At 68.6% G+C, this 15059-nt stretch carries 15 protein-coding genes; 8 read left to right on the top strand and 7 right to left on the bottom strand.

The features are described from left to right. Positions 1–73: 73 nt before the first annotated feature. The 3 genes from EV646_RS38885 to EV646_RS16750 all read left to right on the top strand — a co-directional run bounded on the left by EV646_RS38885 (position 74) and on the right by EV646_RS16750 (position 1015). On the top strand, positions 74–241 hold the full coding sequence (locus EV646_RS38885; protein WP_158290973.1) for a hypothetical protein: 168 nt from the start codon (positions 74–76) through the stop codon (positions 239–241). A 277-nt stretch (positions 242–518) separates the two neighbouring features. After that, entirely contained in the window at positions 519–713 is a 195-nt protein-coding gene (locus tag EV646_RS16745; protein ID WP_132149449.1) for a hypothetical protein, read from the top strand. Next, complete coding sequence (locus EV646_RS16750) at positions 710–1015, top strand: hypothetical protein (protein WP_132149451.1); 306 nt, start codon at positions 710–712, stop codon at positions 1013–1015. Before EV646_RS16745 ends, EV646_RS16750 begins: the two co-directional genes overlap by 4 nt. Positions 1016–1261: 246 nt before the next feature. Here the strand turns inward: EV646_RS16750 and EV646_RS16755 are convergent, their stop codons facing one another. After that, a complete protein-coding gene (locus EV646_RS16755) occupies positions 1262–2014 on the bottom strand; it encodes a hypothetical protein (protein WP_132149453.1) in 753 nt (250 codons plus the stop codon). Between the two features lie 431 nt (positions 2015–2445). Then, the gene (locus EV646_RS16760; RefSeq protein WP_132149455.1) at positions 2446–3228 is read right to left on the bottom strand and encodes a class I SAM-dependent methyltransferase; all 783 of its coding nucleotides are present in this window, start codon (positions 3226–3228) and stop codon (positions 2446–2448) included. A 233-nt stretch (positions 3229–3461) separates the two neighbouring features. On the opposite strand from EV646_RS16760, the gene EV646_RS16765 reads away from it, so the two are divergent. Then, the gene (locus tag EV646_RS16765; RefSeq protein ID WP_132149457.1) at positions 3462–6710 is read left to right on the top strand and encodes a S8 family serine peptidase; all 3249 of its coding nucleotides are present in this window, start codon (positions 3462–3464) and stop codon (positions 6708–6710) included. Between the two features lie 159 nt (positions 6711–6869). Beyond that, on the top strand, positions 6870–7718 hold the full coding sequence (locus tag EV646_RS16770; RefSeq protein WP_132149459.1) for an aminoglycoside phosphotransferase family protein: 849 nt from the start codon (positions 6870–6872) through the stop codon (positions 7716–7718). Between the two features lie 123 nt (positions 7719–7841). Here EV646_RS16770 and EV646_RS16775 read toward each other — a convergent pair whose 3' ends face one another. After that, entirely contained in the window at positions 7842–8204 is a 363-nt protein-coding gene (locus EV646_RS16775) for a nuclear transport factor 2 family protein (RefSeq protein ID WP_132149461.1), read from the bottom strand. 112 nt (positions 8205–8316) lie between these two features. On the opposite strand from EV646_RS16775, the gene EV646_RS16780 reads away from it, so the two are divergent. Together EV646_RS16780 and EV646_RS16785 are read left to right on the top strand one after the other, a co-directional pair. After that, the gene (locus EV646_RS16780; protein ID WP_132149463.1) at positions 8317–9105 is read left to right on the top strand and encodes a helix-turn-helix domain-containing protein; all 789 of its coding nucleotides are present in this window, start codon (positions 8317–8319) and stop codon (positions 9103–9105) included. Next, positions 9102–9608 carry a DinB family protein gene (locus EV646_RS16785; protein ID WP_132149465.1) on the top strand — a complete coding sequence of 169 codons (507 nt, stop codon included), beginning with the start codon at positions 9102–9104 and terminating at the stop codon, positions 9606–9608. Before EV646_RS16780 ends, EV646_RS16785 begins: the two co-directional genes overlap by 4 nt. A gap of 59 nt (positions 9609–9667) precedes the next feature. Here the strand turns inward: EV646_RS16785 and EV646_RS16790 are convergent, their stop codons facing one another. Continuing rightward, a complete protein-coding gene (locus EV646_RS16790) occupies positions 9668–10627 on the bottom strand; it encodes a hypothetical protein (RefSeq protein WP_132149467.1) in 960 nt (319 codons plus the stop codon). Next, positions 10627–11142, bottom strand: coding sequence for a SigE family RNA polymerase sigma factor (locus tag EV646_RS16795; RefSeq protein ID WP_132149469.1), 516 nt, complete (start codon positions 11140–11142; stop codon positions 10627–10629). Before EV646_RS16795 ends, EV646_RS16790 begins: the two co-directional genes overlap by 1 nt. A gap of 177 nt (positions 11143–11319) precedes the next feature. Here EV646_RS16795 and EV646_RS16800 point away from each other — a divergent pair, with 177 nt between their 5' ends. Continuing rightward, positions 11320–12519: a hypothetical protein gene (locus EV646_RS16800; RefSeq protein ID WP_132149471.1), complete on the top strand. Its 1200-nt coding sequence runs from the start codon at positions 11320–11322 to the stop codon at positions 12517–12519. 90 nt (positions 12520–12609) lie between these two features. Here EV646_RS16800 and EV646_RS16805 read toward each other — a convergent pair whose 3' ends face one another. Together EV646_RS16805 and EV646_RS16810 are read right to left on the bottom strand one after the other, a co-directional pair. After that, a complete protein-coding gene (locus EV646_RS16805; protein ID WP_132149473.1) occupies positions 12610–13488 on the bottom strand; it encodes a hypothetical protein in 879 nt (292 codons plus the stop codon). A gap of 91 nt (positions 13489–13579) precedes the next feature. Then, positions 13580–14965, bottom strand: coding sequence for a GGDEF domain-containing protein (locus tag EV646_RS16810; protein WP_132149475.1), 1386 nt, complete (start codon positions 14963–14965; stop codon positions 13580–13582). Positions 14966–15059 lie beyond the last annotated feature (94 nt).

Consider the following 15059-nt stretch of genomic DNA (forward strand, 5'->3'; position numbering starts at 1 on the left):
CGGAGGCGATCTCGGACTGGTGGGTCTCCGTCCAGGTCACGAGGGACTGGATCGTGGCGTGCAGGGTGACGCCGTGGAGACCGGCCTGGCGTTGATGGTGATCGGCATCGACTCGGTGCCGGCGCCGACGCTGACGCCGTGGCTGGTCAATCGCTTCGGCGACGGGTTCCGGGACGGACTCGTGGTGCCGTTCGCGGCCGCCGTACTGGGTGTCCTGGTATCGGTGGGTAAGCGAACGTAAGCAGCCGGTAAATGTTTTCGGCGCTGGTCCGAATGGCGCAGCCGAATCGTTATTGGCAAATTCCTGCAAACATTCTTGACAGGACATTAGCGGCGCCTGGGAGCCACCTCGCGGTACGCCTCTGACCAGGGGATTCGCAGGGTTCCCCTACTCTGCGTTAGGGCTCCGTTAAGGTCCCTTCGAAAGTATTCCGGCAGCCCCTCGAGGTGCTGTGTTCTTTTCTCAGCACCGGACAAAGCCGTCCGGGGTACCGACCGAGACTGCCGAAGGACCGCTGATGACCGAGACGCTCGAAACCCCCGCCGCGCACCGTCGGGTGCGGGTCTGGTTCGGCGCTCACCCGATCGCGGACCACACCGCCACAGCGGAGCAGGCAGTGCAGTACGAGGAAGCCATGCGGCGCCGGTTCGCCTCCCTCCGGGTGACGAGCGAGCCGGTGCTGGTGGACAGCACGGCGGAGCCGGGACGATGACCGCCCGGCCGACGCTGCTCGGGTACGTACGGGCCGACGCGCTGAGCTGCGCGGAGGAGCTGGCCGCGGCGACGGATGCACTCGTCGCCTTCGCCAGCGCCGGAGGATTCACCCTCGGCACCGTCTACACCGAGCGCGACACGGCCGAGTCCACCGCCTTCCACGCACTGCTCGAGGAAGTGAAGCGGACCGATGTCCGCGCCGTCGTCGTACCGACGATGAACCACCTCGGCTCGGTCGGCACCCCGCCGGCGAACGTTCAGTTCCACCAGGCGAACGTCTTGGTGGCCGACACGAGATAACTCCACACAGGCAAGCGGAGCTGACGTCTTGACCCCTGCATCGGCGTCGGTTCCGCTCTCCACCTCCACAGCTGCACCGGGGATGCCCGGGCGGTAGTGGACCACCAAGGCCCCACCGGCTGCTACCGGTGGGGCCTTGTCGTTTGTCCGATGCGGACCGCCAGGCCATCACAATCACGACGACGTACGACGCTGCACGCTCACCCGGCGGCGCGGGCGGAGATTGTGAGGGGCTGGAGGTCCGGGTCAGGCGACGATCTCGTAGCCGTAGCGCTTCATCACGGTGGCGACCGCGGTGTCGAAGCTGCCGGTGGCCTCGAGCTTGAAGTGCTGCTGGACCTTCCGGATCATCCGCTGGAAGTGCACGTGCCACGGCACTCCCGGCGGCGGGACCGTCTCGGCCCGGGTGATCGCGCCGACCTTCGGATGCGCGGCCCAGGCGAGCACCCGGGCCCGGTCCGCGCCCCAGGTCCCGTTCATCGCGTCATGGATCCGCGCGTACTCCATCGCGCCGAGCGAGATGGTCACGTCCGGCACCGGCCGGCCGGGCGGGTGCGCCTTGAGATAGCGCTCCCACGTCATCCCGTAGTTCCCGGCCGGGCCGTCGTCCTTGCCACGATCGGCCAGGCCGTTGCGGCCGCGGCGGTACTCAGCGACCTGGTGGGCCGCGCCGCGAGACAGGTCCTTGTCACCGACCGCGATCGCGTGCACGTGGTAGGGCCAGTTGCCCTGGGCCGGGGTCCGCAGCCAGGCGGCGAACCCGACCTGACGCATCGGGGTGACTACCGCGCGTCGCTGTGTGGGACTCTTCGTAGCGATGTCGATGTCGACCGCCCCGCCGCCGTCGTGGGTACCGGCCGAGGCGGTCACGCCGCCCTTGTTGTACGACCCCTGCAGGATCGCGAACTTCGACTGACAGATCTTCTCCGCGGCCTCGACCATCGCCACCGTCCGCCGGTTGAACGTCTTCCCCCGCCAGACAATCCTTGCCTCAGGCATCTAATTCCCCGGCGGCCGCGATGATCAGCTCCGCGTCCTCGGCAGCGCCGAGCGCCTCCAGCCGATCCAGCTCGTCGTCGGTCAACTCGTCGTCGAACATGCTGTGCTTCTCCCCCACCCTGTTGACGTCCGCGGCCTCCCCCGGCACACGGAACCGCCGTCCAGGCTAGGCGAGCCCGGGGTCCCTGGTCGACGTCCTTCCGGGCAGCGAAGGTTTGAGGAATGTGAAGTTTTCGTCCTACGGAGTGGGATTTCGGCATGCCGGTGCGTGTGAGCCGCCGCGGAGTGGGGTACCAGTAGGACGTCCCGCGGTTCGGTCAGTGCCATTCGGGCATGGGTGGTGTTCACCGAGCCGCGAGTTCTCCCACTGAGGGGCGGGAGAACGACCGGCCCCGGCGGGCGTACCCAGGGTGCGCCCGCCGAGCTCGGTCCTAAAGCGCTGACGCCACGAACAGGTAGCGATTCAAGCTGAAGAAGTAACCCGCTCCGAGCGCCCGCAGATCGTCGGCCCAGGCATGGGCTTCTTCCTCGCTGACTCCGCCGTGTCCCGGGACGAACCCGGCGATGATGTCGATCAACCCCGAGCTGTACGTGCGTCCGTCATACGACGAGTTGAGGATCGGCACTGTCTGTAAGTGCGTGAGCGTGAATCCGGACTTCGCCAGTACGTCGCCCAGCGTCCGCGGCAGGTGTGGATCCACCAGATGGTCCTCGAACGCGGTCAGCACGCGCTCCATCCGGGCGTCGTCGCTGGACCGCCACACGATCGAGTCCCAGTCGGTGTCCAGCAGTACGACGCGACCCGCCGGCCGGAGCACCCGTCGTACCTCGTCCAGCGCGCCGGAGACGTCCTCGATGTACTCGAAGACCTGAGTGGAGACGACCACGTCGAAACTCTCCGCCGGGTACGGAATCCGTGCGACCGACGCCTGCTCGAGCTCGATCCTCGGCCCGTCGGGCACTTCCACGCGGGTACTCGCGATCGCCAGCATGCTGTCGCTGACGTCGATTCCGCAGATCCGCCCGGTCGGCCCGACCTCGGCCGCCATCTCCGCCGCCAGCAGCCCGGGCCCGACCCCCACATCGAGCACCCGATCCCCTGCCCGCAACGCCAGCGCCGCCCGAACCACCCGCCGCTGTTCCACCACATCCGGAGTCCCGTAGACCGCCTCGACCTGCCGGGACACCTCCGGATCGAACGACAACCCATTCATCCCGAAACCGCCATCCCCACATCATGGACCGCTCGAAGGGCCGTGGGGAGTCCTCATCGAGGCGCGTCGCGGGAGTCGAACCGGTTCACCTGGGCGACGGGGTGGTTGCCGACGGCACGTTTCTGGTGACGAGGTCTTGCGCTCGTGGGCGCGGCGGAGTCCACTGCTTCGTAGCCGTTCGGCCCGGGGAGGGGACCCATACGATGAGTTCGTCGACGCCTGTCCAACGTTCCATGGCGAGGTTGGCCGCCGCGACCACCGCAGTACTTGCGCTGATCGCCGGTGCCACCGCACTGCCATCAACCGCCCAATCGCGCGGCCCCGACCGCGCCGGTGCGGCCGCGACCCAGCCGCCGCATCCGAAGTCCGACAAGGCTCTCGGCGACGCCGACCGCGCGCGGATCGCCGCGGCCCAGGCCGCCGGCAAGAAGACGGTGACGCTCCTGGTCGCCGCGGAACGCGACCGGCTGCCAGCCGCCGCCGACCAGCTGCGCGCCCTCGGTGGCGTCGTACTCAAGACCGACGGGGCCGTCGACTACCTCAAGGTGGAGATCCCGGTCGGGAAGGTCGAGCAAGCGGCCAGGCTCAGCGCGGTGGAGGCGGTGGACGTCGACGGACTGATCCAGCGCGACGACCCGCAGCCGGAAGGCGCACAGCTGCCCGCCCCACAGACACCGCCGGGTCCGAGCACCCCGCGGGTCAACCCGTACTTGCCCACCGGCGACACCCAGGCTGCGCAGTTCGCCCTGGCCAACCCGCAGTGGGACGGCCGCGGGACCACGATCGCGATCCTGGACTCCGGTATCGACCTCGACACACCCGCGCTGCAGACCACGACGACCGGCCAGAACAAGATCATCGACTGGTACAACGCGAACTCGCCGACCTCAGGTGACGCCACCTGGATCAGCACCACCGGCCGGTTCAACGGCACCTTCACCGCCGCAAGCCGCACCTGGATCGCACCGGCGACCGGCGGGCCGTACGCCTTCGGCCAGCTCCGCGAAGCCGCCGGCGAGCTCGCCCAGGGTGAGCTCGGCGGCGACGTCGACCGGGACGGCACTGCCGCCGAGTCGATCGGCGTTCTGCAGGACCGGACCACCAAGCAGGTGTACGTCGACATCGACCAGGACGGTGACTTCACCGACCAGACCCCGATGATCGACTTCAAGGTCAACCGGGACTTCCAGTTCCTCGGCACCGACAACCCGGCCACCGCCGTGGTCGAGCGCGTTCCGTTCGTCGTGGTGACCGACCGGTCGGTGTACGACCCCAACTCGGACGCCGGCTCGGTGGTCAACCTCGGCATCGCCGGAGCGCAGCACGGTACGCACGTTGCCGGCATCACCGCCGCCAACGGTCTGTTCGGCGGCGCGATGAGCGGCGCGGCTCCCGGCGCGCAACTGATGGCGGTCAAGGTCTGCCTGACCACCACCTCGTGCACCAGCAGCGGCCTGATCGACGGCGTCCTCTACGCCGCCCACAACGGCGCCGACGTGGTGAACATCTCGATCGGCGGCCTGCCCGCCCTGAACGACGGCAACAACGCGCGGGCGCTGCTCTACAACCGCACGATCGACGAGTTCAACATGCAGATCTTCATCTCGGCCGGCAACAGCGGTGCCGGGGCGAACTCGGTCGGCGACCCGTCGGTCGCCACCAACTCCATCAGCGTCGGTGCGTACATCACCAGGGCGACCTGGCTGTCGAACTATGGCTCCGATCCGTTGTACGACAACTGGCTGCACCCGTTCTCCTCCCGCGGACCGCGTGAGGACGGCGGCATGAAGCCGGACATCGTGGCGCCCGGCGCGGCGATCTCCACCACGCCGCGGTGGCAGCCTGGCGGCCCAGTGGCCGGTACGTACACACTGCCGCCCGGCTATTCGATGCTGAACGGCACCTCGATGGCGGCTCCGCAGGCTACCGGCGCGGGCGCGCTCCTGGTCAGCGCTTACAAGGCGACCTTCGGCAGCAGGCCGACGGCTGCCGCGTTGCGCAGTGCGATTCGGTCCAGTGCGTCGTACCAGCCGCAACTGGGGGCGTACGAGCAGGGCACGGGCCTGTTCGCGGTGACCGCGGCCTGGAATCAGCTTCGCGCTGGGCAGCGGCCGAACGCGATCTCCGCGACCGTCCCTGTGAGCACGGTTCTCGGCGACCAGTTGGCCACGCCGAACGTCGGTGTCGGCATCCACGATCGCGAGGGCGTCTCGCTCGGGGTGAAGTACAACCGCACGTACACCCTGACGCGGACCAGCGGGCCGGCCAAGGTGGTGGCTCACAATGTTCGCTGGATCGGCAACGATGGCGCCTTCAGTTCGCGAACGAAGGTCAGTCTGCCGCTGAACGAGCCGGTGGACTTCGCCGTACAGGTCAACCCGTTCAGTCCCGGTGCGCACTCCGCGGTGCTGCAGCTCGACGACCCGACCACGCCGGGCGTCGACCTGATCACTATGAACGCGGTGTTCGTGCCGCAGGATTTCACGGCCGCCAACGGATACACGTTCCAGGCCAGCGGTACGGTCGGCCGGGACGCCACCCGCAGCTACTTCGTGCGGGTGCCGGTCGGAGCCAGCGCGCTGAAGGTCGACCTGACTGGCGGCGGCGCAGCGGCCGGCGCCGGGCAGATCCGCTTCCTGCGCTACACGCCGCAAGGTCTGCCGCTGGACAGCAACTCGAGCCTGAGCTGCTACGACCCGGATGCGGGCGGGGGCTGTGCCGGTGGCACACCACACAGCCGCACTGTCGTCGATCCGCTGCCGGGTGTCTGGGAGCTCGTGGTCGAGGCACGCCGTACGTCCGACGTCAAGGAGGCGCCGTTCGGCCTGAGCGCGACCGTGCTGGGTACGGCGATCTCGCCCAACCCGGACGTCGTGGCGTCGGCAACGCTCGGGACGCCGCAGGTCCGTAACTACACGGTCGCCAACCAGCTCGCCGGGTTCACCGGGCGGCTCGTCGGTGGCGGAGCGTTGGCCAGTACTCAGACCCAGCGCCCGACGATCGGGAATCTGGCGACGCAGACGTTCGATGTGACCTTGCCTGCGGGCGTCACGTCGTACACGGTCCGCACGGGGAACGCGTCCGACTTGCGGGCGGACATCGACCTGCTCGTCTACCGCTGCTCGACTCCGACGACCTGCGTGCTGGTAGGCGCCAGTGGTGGGGCGACGGCGGTCGAGCAGGTGACGCTCGCCAACCCGCCGGCGTCGCTCTACCGGATCGAGGTCGACGGATTCTCGGTGCCGAGCGGCAGTACGGCGTACGACCTCGTCGACTCCTACGTGTCGCCGGCGCTCGGCTCACTGGTCAGCAACGACAGCAACGCCGTCCACCCGTCCGGCTCGACGTGGTCCCCGACCGCGACCTTGACCGTCCTCGCCCAGCCCGGCGCCGGCCGCAACATCACCGGCGTCCTCACAGTCCAAACCGACGCCGGAGTCACCGTAGGCTCCGGCTCCCTGAGAGTCGAGTCAGTCAGCTGACTGGTGGTACCGAACGACAGGAGGTGTGACCTCCGGACCCGGTTCGCCGAAAAGGTTCAGGCGGAGCCGGTCGAGGCGGCGCGGAATACCTCCTGTCGTTCGGTACCCTCGGGCTCAAATTCAGGCGCGTGGACCGATCGGCCCGGCTAGGTTGGGCGGATGATCGAGGTGCCTCAGGGGTTTTTGGCTATGCCGCGCTGGTGGCGTGAGGGGGCCGAGTGGTTGGCGGGGTTGCCTGGGGCGGTGCAGCGGCAGTGTGAGGAGTGGGGGCTCACGGTTGCCGGCGAGGTGGCCTACGGGTCGAACGCGATTGTGGTGCCGGTTGGTGAGGCGCTCGTACTGCGGATGACGCCGCCTGGGCCGGAGGTCGGGGAGCAGGTGCGGGCGCTGCGGTGGTGGGACGGGCGCGGGATGGTGATGCTGTACGACGCCGACCTCGACGCCGGCGCGATGTTGCTGGAGCGGCTGTCGACGCCGTTGACGACCAGGCCCGTCGCCGAGGCGGTCGCCGTACTGGGGCAACTGATGCGACGGCTGGCGGTGCCGGCTCCGGACGACGTGCCGTCGACCGCGGACATCGTGGCTGATCGGTCGGTCGCGTTCGAGCGGGAGTGGGAAGACCTGGGCCGGCCGTTCGACCGCGGCATCCTCCAGGCAGCGTTGGAGGTCGCGCCGGCGTTGAGCGAGACCACATCGGAGCTCGCGGTGAACGCCGATCTGCATTCGGATCAAGTACTCGCGGGCACACGCGAGGACTGGCTCACGGTCGACCCGGTGCTGTATCGCGGCGACATCGAGTTCGACCTCGCGCGGGTCTTGTGGACTCGGATCGACGACATGACCGAGATCGTGCCGCACTTCGACACCGCGGTCACCGAGGCCGCTCTCGACCGCGACCGCGCCCGCGACTGGGTCGTCTTCCGGACCGTCGACTACTGGCTCTGGGGTCTGAGGCACGGCCTCACCGAGGATCCGGTCCGCTGCGCGCGCCTCGTCGCAGCATTCTGATCCAGGCCGCGCCCAGCACGACCGCGCTCCGGACCAGGATCGCCTGTTCGGCCGGACTCATCCGGCCGAACGACGACTGTCTCCGTCACCTCGACGACAGCTAAGCGACCCTCGGGTGCAGCCTCAGTGGGCCGGGGGGAAGTCGTGGAAGGCGATGACTCGGTCGATCCGGCCGTCTTCCGCGAGTACGACGATGTCGGTGCCGCCGGCAACCGGGTCTGCGCCGGGGGCGGTCAGGTGCCAGGTCCAGCGAAGGTAGGTGTGGTGCTCGTCGATGTCGCCGATGCGAACGAAGGCGAGGCCCGGGAACATCTGCTGAGCGGTGCCGACCAGCTTGTTCAGCGCGTCGTGGCCGGTGACCTCGAAGCTCGGGTCGACGAAGGTCGCGTCCGCAGTCCAGATCGCCTCGACCAGCTCTGCCCGGCGGTCAGCCGAAGCCTCGTTCCACATCGCGAAGTACTGGTCGGCGAGAGCGTGAGCGTTCATGGTGTCCTCCTCGGAAAGTTTCGGATGACGAGAACCTTGCCTGCGCGGACCGACTCGGGTCGATGACGTCGGAGGTAATGGCGGCGGTCACCTGAGCGGCTACGGTCGGAGCATGGTGGCGACGATCGAGGAGACGTTTCAGCGTCCGGTGGGTGAGCTGCTGCGCGGCTGGCGGGAGCGGCGGCGGCTGAGTCAGCTCGAGCTGGCGAACCGGGTCGAGGTGTCGAGCCGGCACGTGAGTTTCGTGGAGACCGGGCGCTCGCAGCCGAGCCGGGAGATGATCGTCCGGCTGGCCGAGCATCTCGACGTACCGCTGCGGGACCGCAACCAGCTCCTGCTGGCCGGCGGTTACGCCCCCGTCTACAGCGAATCGTCGCTGCACTCTCCCGCCATGCTCGCGATCCGTACGACGCTCCGCCGGCTGCTCAAGGCCCACGAGCCGTACCCCGCGCTCGTCGTCGACCGCTGGTGGAACATCGTCGAGTCCAACGACGGCATCCAGCTCTTCACCGAAGGCGTCTCCGAAAAGTTGCTTAAGGCACCTATTAACGCGCTCCGGCTCACCTTGCACCCAGACGGCCTGGCCGGTCGTATCACCAATCTGGCCGAGGTCCGCGCCTCAGCGCTCGCCGCACTCCAGCGACAGGTCGCCGGTACGGCGGATCCCGACCTTCAGGACCTGTACGACGAACTGCGCGCGTACGGCGCCGGCGATCAACCAACCAGCCCGAGCCCGGCGGAGGTCGTCGTACCGATGAAACTTCGACGTCAAGGACAGGAGCTGTCGTTGCTGACGACCATCGCCACCTTCGGCACGCCGCTGGACGTCACGGTGTCGGAGCTGATGATCGAGTCGTTCTACCCGGCCGACGAAGCGACCGCCGAATTCCTGCGATCATGACCGAGCCGCGCAGGCAGGAAGCCGACACCATCGAGCTGCATCTTGGCTGGCTCGACCACTACCGCGGTGTGATCGAGACCAAGCTGACCGGGCTGTCCGAGGCTCAGCTGCGGACCAGTGTGCTGCCGTCGGGATGGTCGCCGCTCGAACTGCTGAAACACCTTGTTTTCATGGAAAGACGCTGGCTGCGCTGGGGATTCGCCGGCGAGCAGGTCGACGAACCGTGGGGTGATTCCGGCGGCGATCCCGAGGGTCGCTGGTCGGTCGGCCCCGACGACACGGTGACCGATCTTCTCGCCCGATTGCACGAGGGCGGCGAGATCACCCGCCGCCTGGTGACCGGTGTTGATCCGGCGACACCAGGGGCGAGCGGTGGGCGGTTCGGCGAGGAGGACCGCCCGACGGTGAACTGGATTCTGTTCACCGTCTTGCAGGAGTACGCGCGGCACGCCGGACATCTGGACGTCGTACGCGAACTGACCGATGGGGTCACCGGCGAGTAGCGACTCGCATTCAGCTACTCGCCGGCGACCATTGATGCCCTACCGGTTGAGAGGAGGGGTTACCGGTGGGGGAAGGACGGCGTGCCGGTCGGGAAGGTCGGCGTCGCGGTCGGGAAGGACGGCTTGGTGGTCGGGATGGACGGCTTCGACGCCGACGGCTGCTTGCCCGGGTCGATGGTGATCTTGACCCCGCCGGAGACCGTCACCGTCGGAGCGGCCGGCTTCGGCGCGGACGGCTTGGTCGTCGGCAGCGACGGCTTGCCCGGCAGCGTCGGCTTGGCGGTCGGCAGCGACGGCTTGTCCGACGGCACACCGTGCACGCAGTCCGGCAGCGACGGCGTCGCGGTCGGCACCGGTACGGCGGGCTTGGCCGGCAGCGACGGCTTCGTCGTCGGCAGGGTGGGCTTCTTCGACGGGACCGGGACCGAGGGCAGCGACGGCTTGCTGGTCGGCAGCGACGGCGTGGCCGGAACCGAAGGCTTCGCCGTCGGGAATGACGGCTTCGCGGTCGACGTACCAGGGAACGAAGGCTTCGTCGTCGGGACCGACGGCTTGGCAGTCGGCGTACCAGGCAGCGAGGGCTTCGTCGTCGGCAGCGACGGCTTGGCCGGCAGCGACGGCTTCGCCGATGGTACGGACGGCTTGCCCGGGAGCGTCGGCTTCACGCTCGGCGGGTTGTTCGGGTCGATGGTCTTGTTCACCGACACGGTCGCCTTCGGCAGCGTGGGCTTGGCCGGCAGGCAGGTCGGGTCGACCGAGGGCTTCGGCGTGTCCGCCGGAACCACGGCCGGTACCGACGGCTTGCCGTCGCCGGCCAGGATGTTCTTCACCTGGGCCGGTCCGCCGACCGCGGCGGACACGGTCGCCACCGTTCCGGCGAGGGCAGTCACGCCCGCCGCGGCCAGTCCACGGCGGAGCCAGGCGAGCCGCTTGCCGCGGCGCATCAGGTCGGCCGCGTTCGGCTGCCAGGGCTCCATGTCGTAATCGAGAGCATTGCGTACCTGCTGCTCGTCGCTCATCAGTGTCCTCCAACTCCTGTATCGATCAGGTCGGGTGCCAAACGCAGCTTGGCCAGCGCCCGGGAGGCCGTGCTCTTCACGGTCCCGGGCGCCATACCGAGCAACTCGGCGGTCTCGGCCTCGGAGAGATCCTGCGAGTAGCGCAGCGCAACCACGGCTCTTTCCCGGACGGTCAGACCGGCGAGGGCCGAGAGCACGGCCTCTCTGGTCTGAACCTCACCGGCGAAGTCCGCCACCGCTCTCTGGTCCCAGTCATTGCTCACCGGATCGCTGGGTACTTCGTTGTGCCAGCGCCGGCGGGCCTGGGAGAGGAACCGGTTGACCAGCACCCGGCGCACGTAGCGAAGGGGATCGCTGTTCAGCCGGTGCCATTTCGGATACGACCGCATCAACGCCTGCTGCACCAGGTCCTCGGCGGTGTGCCGATCGCCGCACAGCATCTCCCCGAAGCGGAGCAAGGGGGTCGACTGCGCCAAGACGAAGCGCTCGAAGTCGGCGTCCGCGGTCCGGGTCATCGATTCTCCTCTGCCTTTGTCACACCGGTCCAAACCCGCTGGGTGATCGAACAGGTTCTGTCTGGTCACCAACTCCTTTGAAGAAATTTATTCACGGGCTATACAAGCGAAGTGTTTCCTTGTCACATTGGGTTGATCACCCGCAGTACACCTTCACCGCCCCGGAGGTAGCCGCCCATGCGTATCACCCGAAGGATGCAAGTGGTGGTCAGTCTGGCCGCCGTACTGGCGGCAGCGACCGCCACCCTCCCCAGCTCGGCCACGGAGACCGATCCCGCCGCCGTGGCCGCCCAGCCCGTCGCCGGATCCAGCAACGTCAAGATCGAAGGCAATCGGATCATCCTCGGCGACGCTCCCGCCGCCGTTGGCTCGACAGAGATCAAGCAGCGTTCGGGTCTTGCCGAACTCACCCCGGTCCGGTTCGCCGCCGCGACCTCGGCCGTTGTCGTCGGCTACACCGCGAGTACGCCGGACCGCTCGTCGGCCGAGGTCGCCGTACGGGCTTGGGTCAAGGACAGGTGGACGGAGTGGACGCCGGCTCAGGCCGGTACGCCGACTGCCCTGCCTGGCGCGAGTGACCAGGTCCAGCTGCGGATCATCGTCACCGCTCCGCCTACTGGCGCCAACCCGTGGGTGAGCGACGTGACCGTCCAGCCGACCGACAAGGTCAGCCCGAGCCAGATGACGATCCAGGCCGCACCGCTGAAGTCCCGCGTCTTCGCCACCCGTGAGGGCCTGGTCGGCGGTACGACGGCCAACGGCCACGTGATCGTGAATCGCGACCACTTCGTCGCCCTGCCGTCGCGTCGCGGGCTGTCCGGCAATGGTTCCGGCACCTACTCGGTCAAGGTCTGTACGGCGTCGCGCTGCGCCTTCGAGCCGGTCTGGGACGTCGGGCCGTGGAACACCAAGGACGACTACTGGAACCCGAGCGCCACCCGGGAGATGTGGAAGGACCTGCCACAGGGCAAGCCGGAAGCACAGGCGGCGTACCAGGACGGCTACAACGGCGGGAAGGATCAGTTCGGCCGGACGGTCGCCAACCCGGCCGGGATCGACCTCGCCGACGGAACGTTCTGGGACGCGCTGGCGCTGTCCGACAACTCCTGGGTCGACGTCACCTACCTGTGGACCGGCGACGGCGGCCGCGGCACGGTGTCGATCACGTCCGGCTACCTGAACGTCCGCAACACGCCGAACTCCTCCGGCGCGGTCGTCGGAATGGCAGGCAAGTCCGCCCAGGTGACGGTCGAGTGCCAGACCAACGGCCAGAGCGTCACCGGCTCGCAAGGCACCAGCAGCGTCTGGCTCCGAGTCCACCCCGGCATGTACGTCGCCAAGGCCTGGGTCTCCGCGGGTTCGTTCGCGGCTTGCTGAACGCCCAGGCCATCACAATCCGGTCTCCTGCGCGGTCCGCCGCATGTGGATCGCGCACGGCGGCGATTGTGATGGCCTGGAGATCCGCGGTCAGCAACCGTGGTTGATCTGGGCGCACGTGTCCTCGCCCCAGTTGAGCAGGAAGTTCCGCAACGGCTGGCCGTTCGTTGCCCACAGGATCACCTGGATCTGCGGGCCCTGTCCCATTCCTGGCTTCCAGGGGACGGCGGACAGGTGCTGCATCACCCAGTACTTGCCTTGGATGGATGCGGCCGTGGTCTGGCCGTCGGGGAAGGTGTAGGAGATCTTGGCCACCCCCGCCGGGAGTTGGCCGGCGGCCCAGTAGTACTCGTACTGGCGGCCGTTGAGCATCTTGATCAAGTTGTTCGCGACGGTGAAGGCCTCCGCGTCACCGGGTGCCGGGTTGGCGATCTTCTCCGGTTGGCGGATCGAGCCGGTGCCGCCGTTGCGCGCATACGCCGTATCGCAACCGGCCCAGTAGTTGCTGTCGGCAAGGATCAGGACGATGCCGGGCGCGCCGTTCAGACGGGCGACCACCTTCGCACTGGAGCCTGGCTGCGCCGAGACCTCCTTCAGCCACGTCTTGCAGCCGGCGACCGGGTCGGCCGGGAGCCCCGTAGGTGTTGGCGCGCGGTGGGTGCCCACCGGCTTCGTGGGTGTCGCGGCAGGTCTTGTCGTCTTGGCAGGCTGCGGCTTGGCGACCGAGCTGGGCGTCGACGCCGAGCTTGACGGGCTCGGTGTTTGCGACGGGCTCGGTGTTTGCGACGGGCTCGGCGCCGGGGTGGAGACTCCGACGGGGCTCGGCGTACCCGGACCGCCCGCGGCTCCGGACGACTGTCTGCTGTGTGCCATCGCCGTACCCGCGATCGCGATTCCGGCCACTGCCGCGACCGAGAGCCCGGCCACCAAAGCCGTGACCATCCGCCGCTTCCGGCCCTGTTCGATCATTCGTCGCGCCTCCACCTTGCTCCCGCCGGTCGGGCTGGAACGAAGCCCTCACAGCAGAGACGCCGAGCCCGGCCGAAAGGTTTGCCTAGAGCTAGGTGCGGTCGGTTGGTGCGGCGGCGCCGGTGGTCACCGGGCGCTCGGAGCGCTCGGTCGCGTGTTTGGCGGGGTGCCCGGCCGGTGTGGTGGTGCTGGGGCGGGGCGTGATGCGCGGCGTAGGGAGGGTGTCGGCGGCCAGGCGGACCCGGTTGCGGCCGGCGGACTTGGCGGCGTACATGGCCCGGTCGGCGCGGAGCAGCAGGTCGTCGAGCGTCGTACCGTCGCCTGGGTAGACGGCGACGCCGATCGAGACGGTGAGGCGGAAGGTGTCGGGGTCGAGGTCCGGGTCGTCGAGGACACCGGCGCACATCGCCGCGAGCGGGCTGGCGGCAACGGCGTTGCGGAGCCGGTCCGCGGTAACCGTCGCGTCGTCGAGGCCGGTGTCCGGCAGGGCGATCACGAATTCCTCGCCGCCGAACCGGCCGATCACGTCCTTCGCCCGGATCGCGCTGCGCAGAATCGTCGCGACCGCCCGCAGCGCCTCGTCGCCGACCAGGTGACCGTGCCGGTCGTTGACCTGCTTGAAGTGGTCGATGTCGATCAGCAGCACGGCCATCGGTTCGCGTTGGTTCCGCGCGGTCCGCAGCATCTCCTCGGACCGCCGGCGCCACCAGTCGACCCGGGTCAGGCTCGTCTTCGGATCGGTCTGGGCCTCGGACTCCAACTGGCCGAGCAGCAGCGCGCGCGTCGCGGTCAGCGTGATCGGGATCGCCACGAACGCGAACCACGGACTGATCAGACAGGCCGCCGCGAGCAGACACCCGAGCGTCGCGGCCGTCGCGTCGGTGCAGAGCTCATCCATCCCGCCGACGGCCTCGCGGCGGCTGCTGCCCGGAATGATCAGCGAAATCGCGAGCCCGCAGAGCAAGGTATCGGTGATCAGGTACGTCACCGCCGCCGCGAGCATCGACACGACCAGCCCGAGCTCGCTCCCGCCGGTCAGCTCGCGCGCGGACGTGAAGACGGCATGCGCCGCGCCGACCGCGAGCACGTGCACCGCGGTCGAGAACGCCCACCGGTAGGGAATGCACTTGCCGGCCCGGATCCGCCACCAGATCCGCAGCAGTACGGCGACCAGGATCGCCAGCGCCGGATGCAATACGACGGCGGCCGCGATCATCCACGCCGGAGCCAGATCCTTGTGCAGCGCACCGCCTCGGCGGCGCCGGCTCTCGACCCGGCGAGCTCCCTCGACCGAGATCAGCGCCGACACGGTGAGCGCGAGTACGACGTCCAGACCGCGCCAGCTCGGCAGCTCGGTGAAGACCTGGATGCCGTAGCCGATCGCGGCCAGGTCGACGAGCACGACAACAGCGAACGCCGGGACCGTCAGGGTCCACAGCGCCCAATACCGTACCGCTCGCCTACTCTGCGCAACCATTACCTCTCACCGTACGACGAGTAAGCGATTCGTCCCAATCCGCGACGGCGCGGCTGTGGATGACGACTTGGAAACGATGTCGCCTGGTTGAGAA

Origin of the sequence: Kribbella antiqua, assembly GCF_004345665.1 — a bacterium.
GTDB classification, from domain to species: Bacteria; Actinomycetota; Actinomycetes; order Propionibacteriales; family Kribbellaceae; genus Kribbella; species Kribbella antiqua.